At 37.6% G+C, this 26,638-nt stretch carries 18 protein-coding genes; 10 read left to right on the forward strand and 8 right to left on the reverse strand.

What is annotated here, in order from left to right:
* Positions 1-28: 28 nt before the first annotated feature.
* Together MSBRW_RS19315 and MSBRW_RS19320 are read left to right on the forward strand one after the other, a co-directional pair.
* A complete protein-coding gene (locus MSBRW_RS19315) occupies positions 29-1,243 on the forward strand; it encodes a glycosyltransferase family 4 protein (protein ID WP_011306130.1) in 1,215 nt (404 codons plus the stop codon).
* 147 nt (positions 1,244-1,390) lie between these two features.
* The gene (locus tag MSBRW_RS19320) at positions 1,391-2,398 is read left to right on the forward strand and encodes a GNAT family N-acetyltransferase (protein ID WP_011306129.1); all 1,008 of its coding nucleotides are present in this window, start codon (positions 1,391-1,393) and stop codon (positions 2,396-2,398) included.
* Between the two features lie 179 nt (positions 2,399-2,577).
* Here the strand turns inward: MSBRW_RS19320 and MSBRW_RS19325 are convergent, their stop codons facing one another.
* From MSBRW_RS19325 to MSBRW_RS19335, 3 genes are all read right to left on the reverse strand, one after another.
* Positions 2,578-4,050, reverse strand: a complete 1,473-nt coding sequence (locus MSBRW_RS19325) for a lipopolysaccharide biosynthesis protein (protein ID WP_048103198.1) — start codon at positions 4,048-4,050, stop codon at positions 2,578-2,580.
* Between the two features lie 84 nt (positions 4,051-4,134).
* Positions 4,135-5,688, reverse strand: a complete 1,554-nt coding sequence (locus MSBRW_RS19330; RefSeq protein ID WP_230669872.1) for a glycosyltransferase family protein — start codon at positions 5,686-5,688, stop codon at positions 4,135-4,137.
* A 505-nt stretch (positions 5,689-6,193) separates the two neighbouring features.
* Positions 6,194-7,237 carry a polysaccharide deacetylase family protein gene (locus MSBRW_RS19335; protein WP_011306126.1) on the reverse strand — a complete coding sequence of 348 codons (1,044 nt, stop codon included), beginning with the start codon at positions 7,235-7,237 and terminating at the stop codon, positions 6,194-6,196.
* 944 nt (positions 7,238-8,181) lie between these two features.
* On the opposite strand from MSBRW_RS19335, the gene MSBRW_RS19340 reads away from it, so the two are divergent.
* Both MSBRW_RS19340 and MSBRW_RS19345 read left to right on the forward strand, forming a co-directional pair.
* Entirely contained in the window at positions 8,182-9,783 is a 1,602-nt protein-coding gene (locus MSBRW_RS19340; protein WP_230669874.1) for a glycosyltransferase family 2 protein, read from the forward strand.
* A 273-nt stretch (positions 9,784-10,056) separates the two neighbouring features.
* Positions 10,057-11,667, forward strand: coding sequence for an IS1634-like element ISMba11 family transposase (locus MSBRW_RS19345; protein ID WP_011306124.1), 1,611 nt, complete (start codon positions 10,057-10,059; stop codon positions 11,665-11,667).
* 619 nt (positions 11,668-12,286) lie between these two features.
* Here MSBRW_RS19345 and MSBRW_RS19350 read toward each other — a convergent pair.
* The gene (locus MSBRW_RS19350) at positions 12,287-14,374 is read right to left on the reverse strand and encodes a disaggregatase related repeat-containing protein (protein ID WP_011306123.1); all 2,088 of its coding nucleotides are present in this window, start codon (positions 14,372-14,374) and stop codon (positions 12,287-12,289) included.
* Positions 14,375-15,434: 1,060 nt separating this feature from the next.
* Here MSBRW_RS19350 and MSBRW_RS23720 point away from each other — a divergent pair.
* Positions 15,435-15,812 (forward strand): serine O-acetyltransferase, encoded by a 378-nt coding sequence (locus tag MSBRW_RS23720; protein WP_011306122.1) that lies wholly within the window; start codon positions 15,435-15,437, stop codon positions 15,810-15,812.
* A gap of 126 nt (positions 15,813-15,938) precedes the next feature.
* Here MSBRW_RS23720 and MSBRW_RS19360 read toward each other — a convergent pair whose 3' ends face one another.
* The gene (locus MSBRW_RS19360; RefSeq protein WP_011306121.1) at positions 15,939-17,552 is read right to left on the reverse strand and encodes a right-handed parallel beta-helix repeat-containing protein; all 1,614 of its coding nucleotides are present in this window, start codon (positions 17,550-17,552) and stop codon (positions 15,939-15,941) included.
* 882 nt (positions 17,553-18,434) lie between these two features.
* Between MSBRW_RS19360 and MSBRW_RS19365 the strand changes: the two genes are divergently transcribed.
* On the forward strand, positions 18,435-19,331 hold the full coding sequence (locus MSBRW_RS19365; protein WP_011306120.1) for a polysaccharide deacetylase family protein: 897 nt from the start codon (positions 18,435-18,437) through the stop codon (positions 19,329-19,331).
* 1,022 nt (positions 19,332-20,353) lie between these two features.
* Entirely contained in the window at positions 20,354-22,147 is a 1,794-nt protein-coding gene (locus tag MSBRW_RS19370; protein ID WP_011306119.1) for a hypothetical protein, read from the forward strand.
* A gap of 193 nt (positions 22,148-22,340) precedes the next feature.
* On the opposite strand, the gene MSBRW_RS19375 is transcribed toward MSBRW_RS19370, so the two are convergent.
* Complete coding sequence (locus MSBRW_RS19375; protein WP_011306118.1) at positions 22,341-22,889, reverse strand: metal-dependent hydrolase; 549 nt, start codon at positions 22,887-22,889, stop codon at positions 22,341-22,343.
* A 94-nt stretch (positions 22,890-22,983) separates the two neighbouring features.
* Positions 22,984-23,688, reverse strand: a complete 705-nt coding sequence (locus tag MSBRW_RS19380; protein ID WP_011306117.1) for a (5-formylfuran-3-yl)methyl phosphate synthase — start codon at positions 23,686-23,688, stop codon at positions 22,984-22,986.
* Between the two features lie 257 nt (positions 23,689-23,945).
* Here MSBRW_RS19380 and MSBRW_RS19385 point away from each other — a divergent pair, with 257 nt between their 5' ends.
* Together MSBRW_RS19385 and MSBRW_RS19390 are read left to right on the forward strand one after the other, a co-directional pair.
* Positions 23,946-24,680 carry a HisA/HisF-related TIM barrel protein gene (locus MSBRW_RS19385; RefSeq protein ID WP_011306116.1) on the forward strand — a complete coding sequence of 245 codons (735 nt, stop codon included), beginning with the start codon at positions 23,946-23,948 and terminating at the stop codon, positions 24,678-24,680.
* Between the two features lie 173 nt (positions 24,681-24,853).
* On the forward strand, positions 24,854-25,114 hold the full coding sequence (locus MSBRW_RS19390) for a hypothetical protein (protein ID WP_011306115.1): 261 nt from the start codon (positions 24,854-24,856) through the stop codon (positions 25,112-25,114).
* A gap of 42 nt (positions 25,115-25,156) precedes the next feature.
* Here the strand turns inward: MSBRW_RS19390 and tmk are convergent, their stop codons facing one another.
* The gene (gene tmk, locus MSBRW_RS19395; protein ID WP_011306114.1) at positions 25,157-25,774 is read right to left on the reverse strand and encodes a dTMP kinase; all 618 of its coding nucleotides are present in this window, start codon (positions 25,772-25,774) and stop codon (positions 25,157-25,159) included.
* Between the two features lie 178 nt (positions 25,775-25,952).
* On the opposite strand from tmk, the gene MSBRW_RS19400 reads away from it, so the two are divergent.
* Positions 25,953-26,615: a DUF166 domain-containing protein gene (locus MSBRW_RS19400; RefSeq protein WP_011306113.1), complete on the forward strand. Its 663-nt coding sequence runs from the start codon at positions 25,953-25,955 to the stop codon at positions 26,613-26,615.
* Positions 26,616-26,638: the final 23 nt, after the last annotated feature.

Below are 26,638 nucleotides of genomic sequence, written 5' to 3' on the forward strand. Positions count from 1 at the left end.
CAATTCATTTACAGGTGATAATTTGAAGATGCTTTTTCTTGATATGGTAAGGCCCCTTTCTCTTGCTGATGGCTCGCTTATCCACAGATACGAGCTTGTTAGCAATCTTGCCAGACTTGACAATGAGATCCATATTTTTACCGTTGGCAAGACTTCCTTTTCGAGCGTGACCAATGTTCACAGCCATTATGTCCCTCCTGGGAATTTCTTTTCACTTACTGTCAACTATTTCAGAAACTCCATATACCTTCTGGGCTCCGAAAATTTTGATGTGCTATATACTCGCAATCCCAATTTTGGCTTTCTTGCCGGGGTCTTCTGTAAAAGCAGATGCAAAAGAATTATTTATGAATTAAATGGAATTCCTGAAGACGAAAAGAATCTCTTCAGGAAAAAATCCGAAGGAGATAAATTCTCGCATCCCAAAAAAAGAAGTAGTTTCTCAAACCGATATGTCTCTGCACATTCCAGGCTAAAATTGTTTATTCTCAAGAAAGCTCTCGGGTTTTCGGACAGAATTATTGCTGTGACTCCCGGAATAAAAGTAAATCTTGAGAAGGACTATAAAATCCCTGGAGAAAAAATAGTCGTTGTTTCCAATGGGGCCAACACTTCTCTTTTCCGGCCTCTGGAACAGGAAACCTGCAGAAGAAAACTTGGTCTGGATCTTGAAATTCCTTTCGTATGCTTTGTGGGTAATCTAGCTCCCTGGCAGGGTGTCGAGTATCTAATAAAGGCAGCTCCATTCATACTTTCCAGATTTCCGGAATGCCGCTTTTTGATTGTCGGAGACGGGGTCATGAAAAACGATCTTATAAAACTTTCCCGGGAACTCGGAGTTGAGAACAGGTTCATTTTTACGGGTGTGATTGCCTACGATCGCGTATCTCTCTACATTAATGCCAGCGATATCTGTACCGCTCCTTTTATATTTGCCAGAAACGAAAAAATAGGCCTATCTCCTTTGAAGTTATATGAATACATGGCTTGCGGAAAACCTGTAGTTGCAAGCAATATAAGTGGCGTATTCGAGGTACTTGAGATTTCAGAAGGGGGAATTCCTGTCCTTCCTGAAAACCCGAGCGCTCTTGCAGAATGCATATTAAAGCTGCTTGAAAATCCCGATTTAAGAATGAAATTGGGTTCAAAAGGTTTAAGTTATGTTACTGAAAATTACAGCTGGTACAGCGTTGCGAAAAAGGTTAACGAAGTCTGCAAATCAGAAATTGAGGCCAAAAAATAAGGGCTTGAAATCAGTCTTATGTTTTCCTATAACTCATCAGGGTAAGATAACTCATCAGAATAAGAATAGTCATCTATTAAAATCAGTCTTATGTTTTCCTATAACTCATCAGGACAAGAATAGTCATCTATTTGAACGGGGCTTAAAATGGACGAAATCGAAGTTAGAGAATTAGCGCCATCTGAATATAATGAATGGGATTTGCTCGTAGAAAAAGCTCAGCCTGGTACACTCTTTCATACCAGTGAATGGCTTGGAATTTGTAGGGATGCCCTATCGAAGGAGCTTAGAATTTATGGTTGTTTCAGAAAAGGCGAGCTTGTGGGAGGGTGCCCTCTTTTTGTTAAAAATATCAAAGGAGCTTTGAAAGTAGCGAATTCTACCTGTAATATGACCAGCTACAGCGGCCCTCTTATAAAAGAGAGTAATAGCTCCAAAGCAAGTAAACGGGTACAGGAAGTTCACGACATTCTTAATCCTCTAAGGGAATTCCTTTGTAAGCAGGGATTTGACAGTATTCACCTTACGTTCGCTCCAGGTTTTAAAGATGTAAGGCCTTTTACGTGGTACGGATGGGACTCCACTGTGCACTATACCCATTATTTGAATCTGAACGAAGATGTAGATAATAACATTTCAAGAAAGATTCGAAGAGAACTTAAAACGGCAAATGAGGCAGGACTTAAAACCAGGGTATGGAACGATCCTGAAACATATTATCATTTGCTCTCAATGGTCTACGAAAAACAGAAATTAGCCCCTCCCCTTCCCAGAGGGTTTTTCGAAAGAGTGTTTAAACTGATTCAGGAAAAAGATATTGGCTATATGTTTGTCACGGAGACTCCTGAGGGTGAAGCTATTGCAGCTCACTTAAATCTATATGGAAAGAAGTGCACTGTAACCTGGACTTCAGCCCTGAACCCGGATTTTGGCCGTTTGGGTCCTAACGCTCTTCTGTATTATAACGAGTTTCTTGACCTGAAATCCCGAAATTTCGAGTATATGAACGTAATGGCAGCAAACATTTCCAGGTTTGCGGATTTCATTATGGGCTTTTCTCCTGAGCTAATTCCTTATTATAGCGTGACTCTAGAGAGCAAAAAATATTCAATCGCAAAAACCATGTATAAAATTACTCACAAAGAAACTTACTGATAAAAATCGAAATTTTAAATATATAAAAGTCGGGAAAAACCCAAAATTATTTTTTCATTGTTTTTCCAATGGTTTTTCCTTTTTTTATTCTGACTGAACCTCTACTTTTCCTCTACAAATGAGATTTCTTAAGAGATTAACTTTCAGTAAGATTTTCTCTAAAAAGGGAATTAAGCTTTTCAGGTTCTATTTTTTATATTCACAAGAAAGGCCGAAAATATCTTCTTGAACGTAGGATCGTCACGAAGAGCTATCCCATAATAGATAGGGGTTATGATAATAGCTGCAAGCATAATGATATAAAAATTCGCAGAGAGCGTTTCTAGTAGAATCACTGGGATTGAGATAACTGCCCCAATTGCTGTATATTTAACGAGGATTTCCAGGCTTTTCCTTTTACTGATTCCTACAAGATTAAGCAAATATGCATTATTCCAGAGAGCAAATATAACTCCTGTGAAACTAAACAAGCAAAGGGAAAACTCAGCACTTTTTGCATAAATTCCTCCTATAGCAAGTGCTACGAACCTTGAAATTAAAAGAGCCGTACTGTAAGTAAACCAGACTTTTTGCTTTTCAAATACACTGTAGAGAGTTGAAATAGGCAAGGCAAGGAAAACAAGGAATATGAATGGAACAAGGATTTTTACATAAGTGCCTGCTACATACCAGTTTTTTCCAAAAGCAAACGTAAATATTTCTTCTCCCAGAATTAACAGGAGGATCATAGGGAATATTCCTATTAAAATTAGCTTTTTGTAAACTTCGCTTACAATAGCTTTCATATCGCCGCTTGAATTCCCATTTTTCACCTCACTGATTTTCTGGAAGAAAACCTGTTGTATAGCGGTTCCAACAAGTCCCATGGGCATATTTACTACTTGATTTGCAAGTGAAAAATATCCGACAACGCTTGTGCTGTAAAAATATGCGAGCAAGAAGGTAGGCACCTGTGGAGAAATCGTATTTGCAAGTGTAGACCATGAACTAAATAAAGGAAAATTTTTATATTCAATTGCCACCTCTTTCATTTTTTTAACTGATATTTTCCTGAAGACCTTAAAGTCTTCTCTTACACCTCTGAGCATGGAAAGGTCTGCAAGTCCATATCCAAGGGTATAACCTACTATTAGGCCCAAAGGCGATGCAGTCCAGAAAGGAATTAACTGAAGCAATTTGGCCGATAAAGCATTTAGAACTCTGGACCCTGCAATAACTCCAAAACGTAGTTTTCTTGAAAGCCAGTAATTCTGCACGAAAAAAAGACCATTAAAGAATACTATTACAGGAAGATAAATTAAATATTTTGAGGATCCTTTCGTATGAAATATATACTCAATAATATGCTCAATATCCTCTGGAAAGATTATCACTGCTACAGCTATGAGTATGGAAATAAAAGTGACTAAAATCGAGGAAAGGAAAAACACATTTGCGGAATCCTCTTCGGACTTTGGTAACATAATAGCAAACTGATATGAAAAAGTAGAGAAAATTACCAGTATGCCTGATACTGCCACAAAAAGCTGAAAGACTCCCATATCGTCAGGGCTGTAAATTCTAGTAACTATTGGTACAAGAAGTATACCCAGAATCTGTGCAGCGACACTTCCTGATACAAGTTTTAACACATTACCGATAAAGTTTGACATAATAATTTCCAACTTTAAAACATAAACCCCAGCATGTGGGCTTTTTTTCATTTCTCAATAAGTAATGGAGACTATCCTGTACTCTTAGTTTCTGGCCGTTTTTCCTTCCTTTGTGTAAGCAAATACCTCGTCGTTATCATATACTCTGGCATAATCGTGTGTGTTGAATCTGTTGAAAAATCCCTCTGGCAATGTCTGGATAATATTTACTCCATAGCGTTCAGGATCATTGATAGAGACAGGTTCTTTAACAGTTGACTTTCTAAGCAAAATCGTAGGACTGCCATCAATCTCTCCAGTCTGTATATGCTGAATGTTAAAATATGTTGCGTTACTGGAATCATATGCTCTGTCCCTGTAAAAAAGACAACTGTCATAGGGGGAATCCATCAGAATATTTCCAGAGCACTTTTCGGTTACTGTTTTAATGGCCTCGATTTCAATACTTTTAAACTGGTTTCTTACGGTTGTGTCCTTTGCTACAAGTGGGTTGTCTTTATTTATGCCTGGTGTTGTAACCATTACAAACGAAAATAGAAGAATGATTGTGAACATCACAGGTATCCTTGCTTTTTTTGAGTTAAAGAGACTTACTAATTTCAACATATATGAGGCGGATACAAGTGCCAGGAACACGGCTATCAGTGGGAACCATCGGCTTGTAAGGAAATTCCTCATTCCAAGTAAAGGAATTCCATAAGCAAGACCGTACAGGATTATAACAACTAAAGCAATAGAAAACTTATTAACTTTTTTGATATCTTCGCGAGAAAGCCATGCCAATACTCCTCCTATTGCGAAAAAAGGTAGAGCAAGATAGCTTATATGGAGTAAGAGCGTTTCCAGTGTTTCCTGATTATTTACGGAACCCATAATAAGTTCATCACTTGAGTAGCTTGATCCGATTTGAAGGACATCCATAAGAGGACTGAGAACCATTTCAAGAAACGAGGTATTTGAGTTAACATAAGTGAACATCCAGTATGTTTGTAAACTAATAACAAAAAAGAGGATATAATTAAAACTGTTTATTTTCACGAAAAGACTTTTATATACACGATTGTGCAGATATTTGCCTGCACAAATTGAGACTAAAGAAAGAAATACTACAAAAGTTGTCAACTGGTGGGTCAGAACCATTAGAATAGTAGTTAACAGAATGAATCCTGTATATCTCAAGCTCTGTTTCTCGCTAAAGATCGCGTATATAATGAATATAAAATAGCAAAGAACAAGAGAACCAGGAGTTATATTTGTAATGCCTGCAACGATATTATGATTATTTAAGTTTATTAATAATGTTGCCAGCAAACCCATCTGAATGCCTTCAATTTTTTTTCCTACTAGGTAAACGCCTACTGTACTGAGAACACTGGCAAACCCTATGGAATAAAATATTGCGTCTTTGATATCGGTTTCACCCATTACCTGGATAATTGAGACAAAAACATGAAAAAGGGGGTAGTAGAAGTACTTACTGCTTGTTTCAATAGGAGCAACAAATCCGGTATCAGTAATTGCTCGTGACATACTGGCATGGAAATAAGCATCATAGCCCATCAAACTTGGAAAATTATAAAAAATTCCAACTCTGATGAGAATTGATAGCAGGAATATCTGCAATAATAGAGAGTTCACTCCGTCTCCCTCTCTAACATAAAGAATCTGGGAGGCGATAATAGCTGCAAGGATACATATCAATATAAAGGAAGATATAGGTCTGTAATATAAACTAGTGCTATATATAAAAACGCATGCCAGAAAAATGAGATAAAACGAGATTCCCAGTATACTTTTAAATTTGTTTTCTCGGGAAGATATTGCGGCCTCACTCTTAAATTTATTTCTAAATATAAAGTAGATCAAACAGGAGGACAGAATAGCAATTCCAATATCTTTCTGGTTCAGGTCGATGATGTAGTACAAAGAAATAATTAATAATCCTAAACCGAATCCCATGACGCTGAGAATCACATCCAAATTTGTTGTAAGTCTCCCCGCGTATCCTCTTACAGTTACCATACAACCCCACAATATAATAATTTTTGTAAATAGTATATTCAACTTAAAATATTTTTTGTCGTAAATCCAGACGACTTTTTACGGACTTCTTCTCTCTTTCATGTCCTTTTTCTTTTGCATTTCAGCCCGTCTTAACTTTAATATTATTCTTCCACCATCTGCATATTTCAGCCCCCGATGCCGCCCAAGCCCCCTTTTCGATGCAGCATTGAAGTATTTTTTTGTAAAACTCCAGGTAATTTCCCTGCATATATGTATTATGCCAAAGAACTGTAAGTACTCCTCTATGGCATTCAACTGTATCAATGAGCTTTTCCGTAAACTTCCACGCCTGATTGAAGTCAAGATGCATCTGATTGAAAAGAGTAGTATCCATTATACTTAGAGGGATTTCGAGGATACCAATTTCTTTTCCTGTGTTAAGGTTATATGGACTGAAAGGGTGGCACATTCCATTCCTGAAGCCCGCACAATCATGGTATCCGAAAGTGGAGTCATAGCTGAAACCCGCATCTGCAAGAAACTCCCAGGTTTTGGGAGTTTTAAACCGTAAATAATGATTTCTGTAACCAATGACCTCTTTCTTCAATGCTTTTTCCAATTTTTGTTTTTTACTTTTGATTTCGATCGGATTGTTATAAGCTTCATGTCCCCCATGGAGTCCTACCTCCCATCCGTGGTCCGAAATATGACCAAGTTCTCCTTCCAGTTCCTCAATATTGAAAGTGTAATCTTCATTCCCCGGATCAAGGGTCAGGAAATAAAAAGTGAACTTCGATCCGTAATTTTCTTCCAGTTCCATAATTTGCCTAAAATTCCATAAAGGGCTCCAGGTTTTATTTATTCTTGAAAATGGAAGGATAGAGGCCTGTGCAAACTGCCCCTTTTTAAGAGCTTTTATGGTTCTGGCTGCAGTATTTAACATTCCAGGACATACAAAATCAATGTCATGAGTAAGGCATACAGCAAATTTTTTTCCTTCAGGATATTCGGGATTCAGGCCGTTTTTTATCAGAAAACTCGAGACTTCAGGCTCAAAAACATTTCTTTGACTGCTTAAATAATAGGAAAATCTTCCGTATTTATCTAAAAGGATAGGGTCGTACTCTTCTTTTTTTGTAAACAGCTCCCACAGCTCTTTATTTTGTTCCACTTTTTTGATCAAAGTATCCCCCTTAACCATACTTCTTGGATCTTCAACTTTATTAAATATTTGGTTCACTTTAGTTTTGTTTTTCTCATTGAGGAACCTATCTCGATGATCCTGTCATATCAATCTCGTTCCCACTGAAACCCCAAATATACTTTCTCACAGATTTCTTATATCTTTCAAATCACAACTGTAAAATCTTGACTTTTATCTCTTCAGTACGGTTTTTTTCCATATTCTGGCATTTTCTTAATAAGAAATATATCGTATTATTCAGAGATAAAAAGCACAATTATTCTATTAATATCTATATTTGACATAATACTAACAGAATATTTCCGAAATATTTTGTAGTCTCATCGACAAGCCATCGATAAGCCGAGGCGCGTCAGTCTACATCCTTGTATAATGTCTGCCATTATATAACTAAAAATTATTATGATGTAAGTTTTATCGTTAAATTAAAATTCTTTTATCAGTGTTCTTTCACTATTTATACTATTTTGCTCATTTTGCCTGTTAATATTTAAGTTGTTCAGTATTTGTTATCTCTTCAAGATTCCTTTTTCACGAAAATAGGAACTTATTTCAAATAGGGAAATTTTTTTTATAATTGGTTTACTCACTCATTACTAAGCAAGTTGCGTGAATAACTAATGTATCCATAAATTGTCCTACCTCATAACTATTATAAATTCTGTTTTATCTAATATTAATTACATAAGGAGACCTTAGCCAGTCAACTCATCTCTTTTCATCTCTTTTATTTTTATTTTTATTTATAGAGACCATTTGTAAGGACAATTTTTCCTTATTAATATTTTTACGAGTATATCTTTATTTGATGTTAACCTTATATATATCTTAATCTAATAATTTTTAGTATGATAGCCTTTAATATTTTTCCACTTATACAGATAAAGGGGGTTATAGCATATGCATATGTATAAGGGGGTGGATTGGGTTTGTTTTCAGCCCTTACACTTGGACTTAATTCTCTAATCTCTGATCCTATTAGCATAGTATCTTCGCCATCTCAACTTACCGATAGGCTGCTCCAGCATGAATTTACCGTCTTGATTCCAGCTCAGAACGAGGAAACTTCAATTGGAAGCAAAGTATTGATTGCGGCAAGTTACGCAGACCGTGTACTTGTTCTTGACAAAGGTTCTACCGATCGAACTATGGAAGTAGCTGCTTTGGGAGGGGCACGAGTTGTTCCTGTCTCCGGTGGGGAGGAGGAACTACTTGATGTCCTCTACAAGGCCTCTCTTGATTCTGAACTTGTGGTTCTTATCTATCCGGAATGTATGCAGGATATAGATCTGCTTTCTCATGTCCTTGAGCCTTTAAGACGCGGGTTTGACCTATCTGTGGGTTCGTGGCCCTGCCGCATTTCTTGTGAGCAGGAAACAGTAATGCTCTTTAATGGGAAAAATACTTTCAAGGAAAAAATAGGCTTTCTTGCAATAACTGCAGACTCACTACAGAAAATCAGTTCAGGCAAACAGCATTTAACTTTAAAGTCTTTGCTTTCTGCAGCGAAAACCGAAGGACTTAAGGTTAACTATCTGAGTTTTGATGTAGATCCTATATTCAGGAAGCTTGAGAGCACACGTATTGGAGTTGTTGTGCCTGCTTATAATGAGGAATTACTTATAGGTGAGACTCTAAGCGGTATTCCTGAATATGTGGACCGAATTTACGTAATCGATGACGGTAGTATAGATCGAACAGGAGAAATTGTAAAAAAGTTCGGAGACTCCAGAATCGTCTATTTGCGCCATGAAGTAAACAAAGGAGTAGGCGCAGGAATAATTGACGGATATAAACTTGCTCTGAGAGACGAGATGGACATCGTTGCGGTTATGGCTGGAGATAATCAGATGGATCCTATTCAACTTCCCAGGTTGATTTTTCCAATCATTGAGGGGAAAGCTGATTATACAAAAGGCAACAGATTACTCACTGACGATTTTAGGGCCGGAATGAGCAAATGGAGATCTCTTGGAAATCTTCTTCTCAGCTTTATCACAAAAATAGGCAGCGGTTACTGGCAAGTTATGGATCCTCAGAATGGATATACAGCTATTTCCAGGCAGGCCCTAGAGGTTATTGATCTGGATTCAGTCTATCCTTATTATGGCTATTGTAACGATCTGTTGATCAAGCTTAATGCCTTTGGAATGAGAGTAATGGATGTAGTAATGCCCGCTCGGTATGGTAGAGAGAGATCAAAGATTCACTACGGTAAGTTTATTCGCAAAGTAGCTCCCATGATCTTTAGAGGTTTTCTATGGAGGCTTAGGGTCAAATATACAGTGCTGGACTTCCATCCACTTGTACTATTTTATTTCCTTGGAATGGTTGCCTTGCCTGTTGGTGTTATTTTAGGAATATGGGGCTTTTTGCAAATCTTGTTGCAAAATTCCCTCCCTTCCTACTATCCTCTGCTTGGTTTCCTTGTATTGGGCACGGGGCTTCAGATGCTTCTCTTTGGAATGCTTTTCGATATGCAGGTTGAAAAGAAAAGGAATGAAAGAGTAGGGCTTGCTCGTTAAGACTTGGAAGATTATTCTTCCAGATTTTTTGTTTTAATTTTCCCTTTCTTTTTTTATCCATTACTCTTTAAATCTATTTTTTTTCATTCATTACTCTTTAAATCTATTTTTTTCATTCATTATACCCTTGAATTTATCTTTTTCTTTAGTCACTCCACGCTTTCCGCAGTAAAATTTCATATTTCATCGCACTTTCCGCAGTAAATTTTCTGGATTTGATATTTTTCAAATCATGTACTTACTTTTTATAAAATCTCATCCAATTTCCCCTTGATGACTCTCTCTCCCATCTCTGAATCCACAACTCATCTTGGTCATTATGGCCTTATTGCTGGCATATTTGACGAACTTGAAATTTCAGATTTGATTGACACTCTTCTTCCTAAGAAAAGTGGTCATAACATTTCTCATTCTACTGTTCTTAAGGCAATGTGCATTAACGGTTTAGGATTTACTGAACGTCGTCTTTACCTATTTCCTGCTTTCTTTGAAAACTTGCCCACTGAAAGGTTACTGGGAGAAGGTGTTCTCCCAGAACACCTTAATGATGACGTTTTTGGCAGAACTCTGGACAAAATCCAGGAATATGGAGCAACCGAAATCTTCAATCATATAATTCTGCAAGCTATGAAACACGTTCCTATTAATCCTCGTTTTTGTCATTCAGATACTACAAATTTCAGTGTTTATGGTGACTATAAAAATGATGATAACGGCAAAACTATCAACATTACTTATGGTCATCCTAAAGATAAGAGAGTCGATTTACTTCGTTTTTCTATTTCTATGGTTACTGATCAGAAAAGAATTCCTCTGTTTGTGAGAGCGTTAGATGGTAACAGTTCCGATAAGAAAGTTCTCATCAAAACCATAAAGGAAGTAACACAGAACCTGAATCTTGATCAGAGAGTCTACCATATTGCAGACAGTGCATTTTATACTGAAGATAATGTCAAAGAGATAGGAACTAACGCTTTTTTCATCTCGAGAGTACCTGCAACCATCAATGAATCAAAGGAATTATTGATGACAGACTTAATTCTGGAAACATGCTCTGATGAACGTTATTCTTGTTCTGCTGTAAAATCCTGTTATGGTGGAGTAGAACAGTTATGGGTTGTATTCTGTTCAGAGGAAATGAAAAAGAAGGAAGAGAAGAAATTTGATGAAAAGATTCTCAAAGAGCTTGAAGCAGCAGAAAAGTCTCTTAAAAAGCTTTCTAATCATGAGTTTGCTTGTGAAGCAGACGCAAGAATGGCTGCTGAACAATGGTTGAAAGAGAATGAACTGTATGAATTCCAGAAACTTGAAATAAAAACTAAGTCACACAGACTTGGAAACAAGAAAGGAAGACCAAGGAAAGGTGAAGATGTACAGACTTTTTACCTGATAGAAGCAGAGATAAAACACGACCAGGAGAAAGTACAGGAAAAAAGAGCAAAGTTAGGAAGGTTCATTCTTGCAACCAATGATCTGGAGTTGACTCCAGATCAACTCCTAAAGTACTATAAAGAACAGGGAACAGTTGAAAGAGGGTTCAGGTTCCTTAAAGATAAGAGTTTCAGAGTGTCTGAGGTGTACCTGAAAAAAGAGTCCAGAATAGAAGCACTTGCAATGGTAATGGTTCTGTGTTTGTTATTGTATTCAATAGCTGAATGGAAACTGAGAACAAGATTGGAGGAAACAAAAGAAGCTATTAGAAACCAAGTAAAGAAGAAAACACAGACTCCAACAATGAAATGGGTATTCTTTCAGTTCAGGAGAATAACGGAGTTAGAGATCGAAATTGAGGGAAAGAGGATAAAAAAGGTATTAAATCTGGATGAAGAAACAATTAAAGTGCTGAGATTGATGGGAGAAAAATACGAAAAATATTATATGTGAAAAAATAATGCGGAAAGTAGGTTTCATGATTTTTCCTGCTATTACTTTTCAATCAAACGTGGATTTATATGAATACGCATAAAACCCCTGTGTCTTTAGATCAGGGGATATAAGCGTCAACTTCTCCCAATTCTTTTCAGTATTCTTTACTTCATATAGACTATCGGATAATTTAACATTAGATTAAGGTATGCGAAAACCAAGCAACCTTTTTAAAAAATTTCACCATCAGGCTCATTAGGTCGTAGAAAAACCTTCGACTCTATCTTGTAACTACGTAAAGCCGAAACGAGCGAAAGAACGAGACTCAGTACAGACAGCTCAACTGGAATTAAAGTCTTTGGAGATGCCGATGGTCATCTATGAATTAGGAAACCGCTAAGTCTTTAGCTTAGTGGCAGTTCACTTTTATGAAGAAGGTAAAAACAACTATATGGTGTATTTAGAGATCAAAAACGATATCATTCAGTTTTACCAAATAGTACTGTATTGTCTCTGATCCGTCCAGTTGCAAAGATAGGAAAGCAAAGACGATGTTTTTCCTTATTGTTTTTCTATTATATCAAAACGTTTTTCTTCTTCATGAATCAAACTATTTCCAGGCTAACTTTATCGACATTCAGGTATACTCTATAGTGAGTTTGGGTCTCTGATTTTTATTTTGCCAGTTGGAACTGTAGAAAGCTACATAGTTTTCATCTTCCTCGTGGGCTTTTATAAGGAAACCTGTATTCTCGTACTTTCCGCTTATATATTCCTGCACAAGTTCTGTTACATCTAGGTCGTAGTAGCGGTTGTCAGGGGTTTCATCTCCACTGATAGTTACCTTGGCATATGGAGTGCTTCCCTGGAAAATCCCATTCCGGTCATACCAGTCTCCTCCAGAGTTTTTCCAAGGGTCATTAGATTCCCTCTGCTGCCAGGTAACATGTTCTCTGCACCATTTCGTAGGCCTGTATACTTCCAGTATGGTATCCTTCGATCTTATTTGATTCTCCGGATAGTACCAGAATAAAGATAGGGTTGCCTCATCAACCTGGTCAGTCTGATTAAGTGAACTCAGATCAAAGATTATAACGCCTCTGTAAATGCCTCCATCGGATTTTTTTCCGACATCTATATACTCACTATCACTAAAAGTGATATTTGGAGCTTCTTCTCTCAGCCTGTTGTCAGAAATAATGAAAGGTAAAGCAATTTTAAGGTTTTCCGCTTTATCAGACTGCATCGAAAGATTTAAGAATAATTTTTTCAGGAACCTTATAAACTCTGAAAAAGCCCTTTTAAGACTCGACTCAAAGCCTTCTTCCTGTCCGGTCTGGACTTTGCTTTCATTTATCTCATAAGGCATCTGTGGTCCAGCAGACATAGCTTCACTCCAGGGAAAGTCCTTACCCAAAGACTCATTGGTGTTCAACTTCGCTGCAAGTTCTGAGTCAGCTTCAACGTCTGAGGTAGAATTTACACCCATATAATTTCCACCGGCGTTGCCTGAAAGACAATTGTTTTCCAGGATAAAGGAATGGGTATTTTTTAGATGGTTGTATACAGCATATCCATCTCCAGCTGCAGGACTAGACTGTGTATTAATTATTATATTATTTTTCACGATAGTTATATAGCCTGAACCTGGGGCCGAAAATTCATCACTGACCTGTTTATGGGCAATAGCAGCTCCATAGCATCCGTCAAATTTATTGTTCTCTATCATGGTATTTTGGACACCATTAAGCACTATGCCCCCTGACCAGTCCGCACCCTCGTTAATACCGGTTTTATAAAATTTATTATGGTGTATGAATATATCTTTTGCAGAATCTTTAGAATACCCGGATCCATAGCCTGTAATCCATATACCTGCTGTGTTCGTCTCATATAGCAGATTATTGTAGATCTCGATATCATTCATCACAGTTGACGGACCAATTTTCTGGATTTCGATTCCTGCCCCACCCCCTCCTTCTGAGTTAATTATATTGTTATAGAATTTTACATGGTTTGTATTGTAAATTCTCAAACCGCTATTCGTTCTGCACGTTATTTTATTATTCCAGGCCTCTATATTCGAAGAATAGATAGCGTAGAGGACGTCATGCCCTAACTTATATACCCGGTTATTGTAAAACTTAACACCTGAACATTTTACGGCTTTAAGCCCATCGCCATGGCTGTCATGCATATACATATCGTGAACCTGTATATTCTCGCAGTTAAGGACATGGATCAGGTTATGATATCCTTTCCCCCTATTCTTTTCATTGTTTTTATCGTGATTTCCGTCAATCTCAAATCCCCTTATAGTAATATCATGATTTCCAACACTGTCCATCTGCGTAATCATAGGTTTTTCTAGAGGCCAACCTGCTTTATCTTCAAGTTTGATTACGGCTGTAGAATCTCCTGCCAGAATAGTGTCGTTTCCAATAAAAATACTGTCCGAGATGATGTATGTATTGGGGCCCTTCAGATGAACGGTTGTGAACTGAGGGTTTTCTGCAACATATGCAAGAGCTTTGTTTATCTCTACCTGGTCGTCACTTCCATCACAGTTAAAGTCCCCACTTCCATTGGTAGCAACATAAACTGTTGTACAGGATGTCTTTGATAAAGTGAGAGTTATACTTACGATTATAAAAACAAAAATTATATTAAGAAACAATAACTTTTTTCTGTCTCCCCATTTATACGTTAGCTTCTTTCCATTCATTTCAAATCCCCAATATATTGAACTATAATTCTTCAATATTAAAAAATTTATCTTTTAGGACTGCAAATAAACTCCCCTCAAAAATATTTGCATTCTTCCCACTGCTTGAATCTCAGAACTAAAGTTCTGAAAAGTGCATCTTAACTTTAAAAATTAAAATACATTCATGGAAAATCTGAATTTTTAAAATTTATTTCAGTTGAATACCCCGCTAGCTTGCTGCAGGGATGGAAACATTTCCCAGTAACCGTTGATGATAATATGATTCTCAATTCTATTTTTTGATTGTTAACTTCTGTTCAAACTAAATTGCTTAGGATTATTGTCTCCTTTTACGAAATTTGGAGTGGTGGCGCGAACATACCCGTTACTTGCTGCAGATACGCCACCGCAACTTTTATTTTAACTTATTGAATGAGCCCATCCCAAAATCAATTTTGTTCCCAAATTGACAGGAAATTCATAACATTATTTTCCACGATAAAACACCGATAAAAAACTCGATTTATTCATAATGGAGTAAGATTAGTAATTTTGAGTTTTGGGGGGTCAACTCGAATTTAAAAATTTGCCTGTTAATTTTCACCTAGATATGAAGTAAAACTACCCATTGATAAGTAATTCTTATAAGAAGCACTCTTACTCTAAATTTTATATAAATCCTTACCATAATTGATTGAATTATCTAAGCTTATATATTTTAGGCTCTTGAACTCGTAAATCCCTTATAAATCCTTAGGGTTTATCGGTTTACTTATATTCTACTTCAGGGAGTTTAGGAAGTTAAACTTAGCAGATTCTAGGAGATATCGGAACTTCTAAATTCTGCAAAAGTAAGTAAAGGGGGGACATAGTTATTATTAAATCGAAAACAGATTACGATTTTTACGTTAAAGCGGACAAGTTTGCTTTAGGGAAACACACTAGAAGCCCTAGACTAATTGGTGACGATATATGGAAATTTCAGAGATTACTACGAAAAAATGAGTACTATCACAACTGTAAGAAATCTTTAATTTCCAAATTATATTTCAAATACTTATTATTCAGGTTCTACACTATGAGTGTTCACCTAGGGTTCAGTATTCCAATAAATGTCTTTGGTCCAGGGTTGTGTATTGCCCATAGAGGAACTATCATTATAAACAAAAATGCCAGGGTTGGGGAGAACTGCAGAATACATGCCTGTACTAATATAGGATCTAGCCAGGATGGGATTTCAGCCCCGCAAATTGGAAATAACGTATATATAGGACCTGGTGCCAAAATTTTTGGAAATATCGTAATTGCCGACAATATAGCAATTGGAGCAAACTCCGTTGTAAATAAATCATTTTATGAAAAAGGCATTTCAATTGCAGGCATTCCTGCCAAAAAAATAAGCACTAAAGGATCAGATGGCATTATAGTTACAGCTACGCAAAATTGTAAAAAATAATTTTGATTTAAATAAGTGAGTACTACATAAATGAATATCACGTTCAGTAAATGAATTATAAATTGTTTAATCCTGTTTTTCTCTAATTAGCTAAATACTTTGCTAATAAAATAAGCTAAGTAAGCTTTAATATAACATATTAAAGCAGAATAAAAAAAACATCTTCAGCAGCAGCCTGAAAGTTTTCCATTCTGGTGAAAATAGTTGGTTCCACCATACAACATATCCGGGTCTATTCCCTGAGATCGAAGCCCATTCAGTATTTCCATACCTGCCTATATTGGCCCTGCTTCCACTATTTCCTGGCTCCTTTGAATATTCAGAGTCCAGATAACCGGTGTCGATACATGGAGAACTTACAGTATCCTTTACCCACGTTTTTCCATTCCATCTTCCACCTGTTGATTTCAGATGATAATCATGATTTTTTTCGTTTGCAAAGTGGGGGTTTACATGGATGTCGCTTGTCGAACTGGCGTTTCTATAGTCTCCTGCTAAGTTATTGTAAAGGCAGTTATTTTCCAGCACAAAGGAATGCGTTTCAGGAAGATAATTAATAACTCCATATCCTGTCCCGCTTGGATCTTTTTTACGTTGCAGCATATTTACAATAATATTATTGCGGACAATTGTGGTATATCCTGTATCTTTGGGTGAAAGATCGGTAGAATCATTCGTAGGATACATATGGACAAGCGCAGCATGATACGTACCATCAAATACGTTATTCTCAACAAGGGTATTGTAAAATCCACTTGTTACTATACCACCTACCCAATCTATGTTTGGGTTCGTACCGGTGCTATAGAAAATATTGTGGTGAATATATACGTTCTCTGCCTCTTCCCTGGGGTAAGAGTTACCATAGCCTAACAGCCAGATTCCGGGTCCATAGGTGTTATGAATAGTATTATTATACACCTCTATGTCATTCATTACACCTGTTGTTTTCTCAATCAGAATTCCAGAACCGCCAGCACTCCAGTGATAAAAGGAATCTATTATGTTATCATGGAACTTGACATGGTTTGAATTCCAGATTCTAAGACCGCTGTTAGTCCTGCAGGTTATCCTGTTTTTCCAGGCCTCAACGTTCAGGCAATCGATGGCAAAAAGACCGTCATGCCCCAGTTTATATACTCGGTTATCGTAAAATTGGATATTAGAGCTTCTTTCTATCTTCAGCCCATCTCCGTGCCCGTCGTGCATGTATATAGAGTGAACCTGAATATTGCTGGAATTAGAGAAATAAATCTGATTGTAACATCCCTCTCCTCTCTTTTTGTCTTCGTTCTTGTCATGATTTCCGTTGATTTCAAATCCTTTTATAGTGATATTCTGGCTTCCAGAACTGTCCATCTGCGTAATCAAGGGCTTATTCCTTGGCCAGCCTGCTTTATCTTCAAGTTTGATTACAGCTGTAGAATCTCCTGCCAGAATAGTGTCATTTCCAATTAAAATACTGTCCGAGATGATGTATGTATTGGGGCCCTTCAGATAAACGGTTGTGAACTGAGGGTTTTCTGCAACATATGCGAACGCTTTGTTTATTTCTACCTGGTCATTACTTCCATCGCAGTTAAAATTCCCTCTCCCGTCGGCAGAAACGTAAACAGTTATACTGGATGATGTAGTGGAAAGAGCGGTGGTTCCTAATGCGATCAAAAAAACTAAAATTGTAAAGTAGACTACGTTTTTTTTCCTCTTTTGCCATCTATGTCTTAGACTTTCCCAGTTCATTTTTATTCCTATACTTTTTCAGTCTTAGCTTTCCAGGCATGAAAAAAACAATCTTCAGAGAATATTATCAGTTAAATTTTAGCATAGATTAATATTTCTTTTTAATTCCATGGATTGTATAGTTAACTAAAGTGAACTTTTACCAGTTTTTTGCTTTTAAAGCCTCTGAAGTTTCTAGAAAACATAAAAACAAGAGTAATTAATTTATATAGTGTACAAGAAGTTTATTTCAGTTGAATACCCCATTGCTTGCTGCAGGTACGCCAGCGCAACTTTGATTCAAAAGATTTTTTGAGCCAGCATTACTAATTAATAAATTTAAACAATTGTTTTATTATCTAGACGTAAGGGAGGTAGGTTTGGACAATGTATTCTTAACTGTCTCTGCAATCTTCCTGCAGTCTTCCTGCAAAATAGTAACATTTATTCCTGTTTCAACTTCTACAGTCTCCTTAATACCAGAGATTGCACTGCAACTTATTCTGTAGAACTCGGGCGTAGCTCGGAAATACTGAAAAAAAAGGTTCCTGCATTTTCAAGTAATTCATTAAGAAGTATAGGATATCTCAAACTAAATTTTATAAGCCTTTTTAAGTTGTCGGGTAGACAATTTGTCTATTGATCCTACATTTATATCTGTCTATATCTTTAAATTAGTAATTAAATTTTCAATGTTATATGCAAAAATGCTTTTCAAGATTATTTCCTACTTTTTATTTTTAATGAACATTCAAAAAATTTTTATACCCATGCGTCCCTTTTCTAAATGTTAAATTTTTTGCTAAGTGAAATTCTCATTTATTCCCATTCGCATGTAATTTCACTATAAGTCAAAAATTTGTTATGTGATTATAAGCGCATTTGGTCGCGCGGTGGGGTCTTATGAAGGGGAGTTTTTCAGTTACAGTGGATCTTGAAGATTGGTATCATATTCCTTCAGTCTGCAGTTCTCCTTACGCCGTTTACAGGACTGTAAACGAGTTTTTTGAAAAATGGGAAGGCAGGTACGATTACCTGACTGAACCTACAAAAAGGGCATTGGATATTCTCGATGAGTTCAACGTGACTGCTACTTTCTTTGTAGTTGCGGATATTGTAGAACACTATCCTGGACTTGTCGAGTCAATTGTGGAAAGAGGGCATGAAATTGCATGTCACGGTCTGCATCACGCCTGCAAAATCAATCCTGAGACAAAGGAGCGATTAATGAGTAACGATGAATTCGAGCAGAAGACGTTGCGTGCGAAAAGAATTCTTGAAAAAGTTAGTGGGGAGAGAGTAGTAGGCTACAGGGCACCAAATGCCTTTATAGGTGGCTGGATGCTAGATTCACTTGAAAGCATCGGGTTCAGATATGATTCTTCAGTTTCCGTAAATTCTCTTTATAATAAAACGGATTCGTCCCTTAAGACAGTGTCATCTTTTCCTTACTATCCTTTAGAGAACGGGCTTGAGGCAGGCGAAGACAGAAATTTTATTGAATTCCCCTGGGCATATTATCAGAACATACTTAAAATTCCGGCGTCAGGGGGTCCGATACTCCGCTTTCTTGGAGCCCCTCTGGTATTGAATGGGCTTATCCAGAGTTTGAAAAGAGGACATACTATCTTTTATTTCCATCCAATTGATATTTCCTGTACTAAATTCCCTTCAGTAGGGAACAACAGACCATTTTACTGGTGTATGAAGGGAAAGCTTGTAGAACGCAGAATTCGTCACATTCTGAAAGCTCTGAATGATGTTAATAAAGTGTGCCTAAGGGACTACCCAGAAATATAGCCTTTAGAAAGGTTTTCTAGATATAATTGAAAGTTTGAAAAGAATCAGGATAAGTCTAAATTTTTAAACCCTACCCTATTATGTCTAATTTTACTCTTCTAATCATAGATTATTGCTTTAAATCTACAATATACTTTTACAGTGATCGAAGTATTTACCAAAACTGATTTTTTTTAATTCCGAGATTTTCTTCCGTATCTCCTGACAGATGTGCAATCTAAAGGACAATAGGTTAATAATAATTGCAGAATAGCATAGCGATGAGTATAATAACAAGTATAATAAAGAATAATTACAACTACAATAAAGAATAATTACAACTACAATAAAGAATAATTACAACTACAATAAAGAATAATCACAGCTGAATATTAATTATATAGGATAAATATTTGTATCCTAAATCTATATTATTTATTAAAATAGATTTTAATTATATTTAATTTATACGATTTTACGGCATATTCCTCCATGTATTCCTCACTCTATCTATTTCTCAGGGGAAACACCGAATTATCCTGATCTTAAACGAATGCTTTCTTCTGGAAGACTAGTTCGGGGCATGCAGAAGCTGGCAGGAATAGCAAATAAATCTAATAAATGATATCTACTCCGTAAGGCTAAAACTGCATATAGTATTAGCAGAATTTGTACTCAAGAAGGATATACTTAATATACTGTGAGTTAATTTGACAGAAATACTAAAGTCTCTGAATAAGGATATAGTACCCGAAAGACTTTAATTGTCGAAAAATTTTGACCCATCAAAACATTAATTAGGTTAAGGCAGGTATATCAAACTGCACTTAGGGCACAACCATTAATTATTTGTTGGGCTGATTGAATATAGGAAGAATACGATAGAGGAGAAACAAATAAACAAAATATTAAGATCGAAAGTTTTTGGGCCTGTGTGCTGCCTGTAAAAAAACTCTTTAAGAGTGAAACCAAGTTTTCAGGAATAGATTATAGTTAGGTGCGGAAACTGGACTCTGTAATTTTCAAAAAGGATGGGGGACACATTGTCTAAAACTACTAATAACATATTAAACCTTATAACCTCAATTTCTCTATTACTGCTGGTTTATAGTCTTTTTATTCTCAGGGGAATTCAGCCCGAAGGATATGCAGTCGATATCTATGAACAGCTTCCGTTTCATTTTTACCTTACCCTTCTCTTTTGTTACGTTTCAGCCTGCGTTCTGCTTCTTGCATACCGAAAAATGAGTGCAGTTCTTATACTGCTTCTTGTTCATACTACAGTACTGATAACTCCGCACATGCTTGGCTATGTTTCAATAGGCAGGGGAGATGAATTCACGTACCTTGGGCTTGCAGGAGAGGGTTCATTTTGTAACCTTTCGGGCTTTTCCAACCTTTCTCCCACGGGTCCTCTGCTAGTTTCAGCTCTAGCTCAGGTTTCAGGCCTGGAAACATCGGCACTTTCATACTTCTTGCCAGTATTTTTTTCAATAATGTTTATTACTGGAATGTTCCTGTTCTATCGGATTTTTATGAGCAGGGAAAAATTGGTCTTAACGGCTTTTCTCTCCTCGCTTATTCCATATTTTGGCCATTTCCAGACCTCATCAGTTCCTTATTATCTTTGTTTTTGCCTGATACCTCTATACCTTCTTGTGCTGAGAAAAGTAATTTCAGATAAAGACAGGGCAATGGCTGTTTGCCTTCTTTTCATGATACCATTGATTCCTTTAGCTCATCCCTTTATTTTTGCATATCTTGCCTGTTTCTCTCTGTCCCTTGTCTTCTCGAGCAAAATACTGAAGCTCGGATTTGTCCGTAAAACCCTGAGTCTCAACTCTCTCTTCTCTGACGCCTCACACCCTGCAGGGAAAAAAATGCCTATATTTGTCTTCCTGTCACTTATCTCGGTAGGCTTCTTGCTTTGTGTGAAATATATTCTTCAGTTTTTTGATATATCTATTTCAAGCCTTATCCTGCGTACTAAAATGCTAGTGACTGCAGGTTTTTCCACGTTTCCATCAACTGAAAACGGATTTTTCGAGTTTGTACATCTCTTTAATCTCTACTACGGCAAATACTATATTCCTTTGATTTTTATTCTGATCAATTCCGTAATCGTATGGCAGAATCGTAAAAGGTTTTGCCATCATTTTGTTCGCAGGTACCCCCGTTTCCTGGTCCTCTATATAATAACCTTTTTCCTGGAGCTTGCTTTCCTTTTAAATCCCTTCATTCCATACCCTCCAGATAAGTTTGCAAATTTGAGCTTCATTATTTTTGCCCAGATTCCTTTGTTGGGGTATTCCCTTTACATTATTTTCCTTAGAAAAGGGTATACTCTTGGCCTTGGCTCTGCGGTACTGGTTCTTTGTCTGCTCTGGACACTAGGATTCTTCACCTGTTTCAGTTCGCCGTATACAGGCGGAGTTTCTGAAGCTATTTCGGAAAATGAGGCCGACGGGATTCAGTGGTTATCAGGCGTGAGAGAAACTTATCCATATATTATGTCTTGTACAGATAAGTATGGGATCGTCACCCAGCCTGACGTCCTTAGTAACATAAGCCAGCCGACTGGGCTTGTTGAGGCTTCCCAAAAGTCTCTTTATGCCTCCAAAAATGATTCTGACGGTAGCTCTATGGAAAAAGTAGCAGAAAACGAACCTTTCTATGTTGCGGAAACCACTTTTTCTAAGGCTTTAAGTGCCAGGAAACTGGAATTCAATGAAACATCAGTTTCTGCAGATGGAAAAGTCCTCAAGCCCCAGGCTACTTACCCTGCATATAAGATATATGACTCCCTTAACATAGAAATTTATGAATATGTTCCGTGAACTCCCCCCAGTTTCGTCTGGAGGTTTTGTTTTTGAGGGAAACAATTTCCGTTTTTTGAATATTCGAATTTTTCTCTTTTTTGGCGTGAAAGCACTTTGGCATGAAAATATTTTCAAATATTTTCATTCATTTTTGCTTATTATTTAAAGAGTTTGACGTCATTTTTTAACGAGGCGACTTGCCGTCTTGAAGCTAAATTTTTCTCTTTTTTGCTATAGCGAAATTCGCTCTTTTCGTCTCGTTTATATATTTAACAGTAAGAAGGACAATTATAATCAGTCCAACGATTTCTGAGATAAAAACTTCTGTGAATCCGGGGTGGTAAGATCTACTAAAAATTATCATAAGATACTCAATAAAGCTTGCCGAAATCGTATCTTTCGGAAAACTCCAGCCCAGGAACGGCCAGAAAAGTACTTCAGGGCTATTCCATATCTGATCTTCTAAAATGTGGCAAAAAGATGCTCCTGCAATAATCAGGAGTTCAGGTTTCCCCTGGATATAGAGATAGTACCCTGCCAGGACCAGCAGAAGGCCAAAAAGTAGAGTATGGGCAAAAATTCGTCCGCTTCCTATGGTTTCAGCAAGAATTATCCTGCCAAGAGGTTTATCGATAAAGTCTGGAAGGAGTGCTCCGAATGCAATCCACGGAACATTTACCCAGAAGTTATTTTTAGAAAATAATCGGCTCAGGAAATAAAAGATCCCCAGAGTAATCCCAATATGTCCGAAAATAAACATCAGATCAAAAATAGTTATTTACTTATAATTCTTTTTCGGCAGGCCTGTCTGATGACCTGCCGATACAGAGCTTCAATAAAATTAAAAGAGTTCTTCAAGCCTGGCATTCAGCTACGAGCTTTTCTACCAGTTCCTGCCGGATTGAATTTGTTCTATCTCCTCCGCAGACCATACCCCGAACCCCGATAATATCCGGTCCGATTCTCTCAAGCACTGGAAGATCCTCAAATTTCAGGGAGCCTGCAATCGCGTTTTCAAGTCCGCACTCATGGGCAAGGCCTGTGAACTTTTTAAGTTCTTCCTCGTCCATAAATTCGAAGGTAGATTTTCCATCTTTAATTCCTGTATCAACCATCACCACATCTGCCCCAGCTTTTGCGGCGATTGAAGGAAGCAGTAATGGAGATATTGAATTGATGCGCTTGTAGTCCGAATATCCTGAGGCAACAACTTTCTTTGTTGAGTCATAGTCCTTTACAGCCTGTGTTATTTTTGTGATAAGCTCTAAGGCCTGATCTTCAGTCTGGATATCGTAAAGGCCAACTTTAATATAGTCTGCTCCTGCAACGGCTGCTCCAAATGCTGCAAGGGAAGCAGTTCCTGGTTTATAGTTAAAATCTCCGATAGTTGCGCTTATGGGCTGTCTACCGTTTACAGCTCCCTTTACGTCCCTTATTACCCATGGGAAATTTGCACCAAGGGAACCTTCTTTGGGATTCTTGACATCTACAATGTCTGCGCCGCCTCTGGAAGCAATTATTGCTTCCTCTTTATTAATTGGACTTATAAGCAGTTTCATAAAAAGCCTCTAAATAAACATCTAATTGGAATTTTACAGTGAATATTACCGGCAGTGTTTCATATTTGCTGTAAATTTGAAGTCAAGTTTTTGCGTACTATGAAGAAAATTGATCTTCCGATATAGAATTTTCGACCCAGTAACTTCTTGAAATTTGCAATTTTACAGGAAAATTGGCACGCTGTTAATACTACTCCTTTTATACAATATACTTTATTTTATACTTTTTTATAGGATGATACAGCTATTGAATAAGTATGTTCCGAGTAGTCTTTGTGATGGACATATTTAACCGTAACGTAGTTCTTGCAAAGGGCGGGATCAGGGAAAAATACCGTCCGGTTTCAGATTCAAGTACTGTATGTAGCAGCTCGGACCCTGTGGACATCGTAGAACTCCTGCATCCTAGGGAAGTCTATATTGCCGACCTTAACGTGCTTCAGGATAAAGGGTATCTCGAAACGAATGTCGATGTCATTCGGGAAGTAAGCCTAAAGGCAGACACAATGCTTGATTTCGGGATATCGGCTTCACAGGACGTGGAAAAAGCCCTTTCTATTGCAGAAACTGCTGTCATAGGCACAGAAACAGGTACGCTTTCGGCAATAAAGGATGCAGCCTATGGAAACTCCGGAAGGATCAGTGTTAGCATTGATATAAAGCATGGTAAAGTCCTGAAAAATGATCCTGAGCTTCCAGAGTCTCCTTTTGAAATAGTAAAACTGTTAAATAATTTACCCTTAAAAGACCTTATTTTCCTTGACCTTGATAGGGTTGGAACAGCCTCAGGCTTTGACCCAGAATTCCTTCGAAAACTGGTTGAATGTTCCAGGCATAGCGTGCTGCTTGCCGGAGGGGTCAAGGATATGGGGGACCTTTTTACTCTTGATAAGCTAGGAATAAAAGGAGCCCTGGTTGCAACTGCCGTTCACTCGGGACTGGTTCCCCCAGCCGTGATGAGTTCAGGGCTTAAATCGGATGATTTAATATAAAATCGAATAACAAAATAAAATCGAATAACAAAATAAAATCGAATAACAAAAACTAACTGTTACCTAGAAATCCTTTTATTTCAACCCTATATGTCTTGTATATAATCGAATATTTTAGTATTAAGGAAAAGTCGCAGATTCTGTTTAAAACCAGAAAATTATGAGGTTTACATATGGTAAAGAAGGATACATCTAAAGAGAATATTGAAGAGAACACTGAGGAGGCAAGCGGAGATGGATATGTGGAGATTAAGATGGGAGGAGGTTGGTACATGACGATCTCCCTAGCACACAGTGACCGCTTTGAGAAAGAGTATGTCGAACTTGCAAAGGAGCGGGGAGGCGTAAAAAGGTCCAGGTTCAACCTTAACCCCGCCCATGTCAGGATGTTGGGAGAAACCCTGATCAAATTTGCGGATGATAACGGCCTCTAACGGTCATTTTGGTTTTAATTTAGGTTCAATTCTTGAATCTGGTCAGTTCCTGCTCAGGAACTCCAGTATCTTTTTCACAACTTCCTTTTCTATGTATTCGGGAGAACGGGAAGCATCGATTACAACAAAACGTTCTGGATCATCTGCCGCAAGCTTGAGGAAAATCGCCCTGACTCCCTGTAAAAATTCTAATTTCTCGAACTTGCTTTGTTCTCCTCGTTTTCCACAGCGTTCAATTGAAATTTCGGGCCTGATATCAAAGAGAAAGGTTAGATCTGGAACAATAGTCCAGCTCCGGTGCAGATCCTTTACCCATTCAAGAGGATTTTCCAGGCGAGTCTTCAGGGTTATGCCCTGGTAAGCATATCGGCTGTCGGAATAGCGGTCAGAAATTACTATTTTTCCGTTTTCAAGTGCAGGCTTTATAAGTTTTGCCAGATGTTCTGCATGGTCAGCTGTAAAAAGGAAAAGCTCGGCAAACTGGTCGGTATCTGACTGAATAGCTTTTTCAACGGCATCTCCAGTTAGAGTGCCTCTTGTTGGTTCCCTGGTAAAAACAGGTTTAAAGGCTTTAATTTCAGGATTCTTCTGAAGTTTTTCTGCAACTGTGCTTTTGCCCGAGCCGTCAATGCCCTCAAGTGTGATCAGTTTCCCTCGCATAAATACCGTCTTTTTTCGTTTAGAGATTTTTAGTGAAACGCGTTATCTGTATTTATAATCTACAGGCTTTTCGGACTCATGATAAGATCCCAATTACATGTATAGCTGATGAGTCAGGCCCAAATTCCAGACAAAATAAGCATCTATTTATGCAATATTAAAAATAACTTAGAATAATATGACTGTAATAGGAGTAATTACGCGGGGCAAGTACGGGCACCGCTTGATTGAGACTGTCAGGGAGAACAGCGATTTTTCAGTCGTAACTGCGGACCTACCTGAATTCGTGCCTGTATTTATTGAAGAGCCTGATGAATATCTGGACGCTCTTAACTTCGACAGACACGTTTTCTCTGCTGAAATTATAATTACCTACTCTTTGCATCCGGATCTGACATCTGCAATTGCAAAGCTTGCGGCAGAAGCTGGCGTGCGTTCTCTTATAGTACCAGGTGGACCATCCCGGGCTTCAGTTCCCGAACTCAAAAAGATCTCCGAAGTTTCAGGTATGGATATCGAGGTAGATGAAATCTGCTGTAGTCTTGAACCCAATGATTTCAACAGGCCTTTTGCGGAACTCTTTGGGTCCCCTATCTTGAAGATAAAAACAAAAGATGGAAAAATTGCCGATGTCAAGGTAATAAAAGGCGCTCCATGTGGGAGTACCTGGTATATGGCAAAAGAAATAGTCGGAATGGATGTAAAAGATGCACCTCCCAAAGCCGGGCTGTTGATCCAGCATTATCCCTGTCGAGCGACACGTGGTGAAATTGGTGGAATCCATGAGTCAGGAGAACTGCATAAACAGGCATTTATAAAAGCTCTTGAGAATGAGGAGTGATTATATATTCTTTGAAAAAACAT

The sequence above is a fragment of the Methanosarcina barkeri str. Wiesmoor genome (assembly GCF_000969985.1).
In the GTDB taxonomy this organism is placed as follows: Archaea; Halobacteriota; Methanosarcinia; order Methanosarcinales; family Methanosarcinaceae; genus Methanosarcina; species Methanosarcina barkeri_B.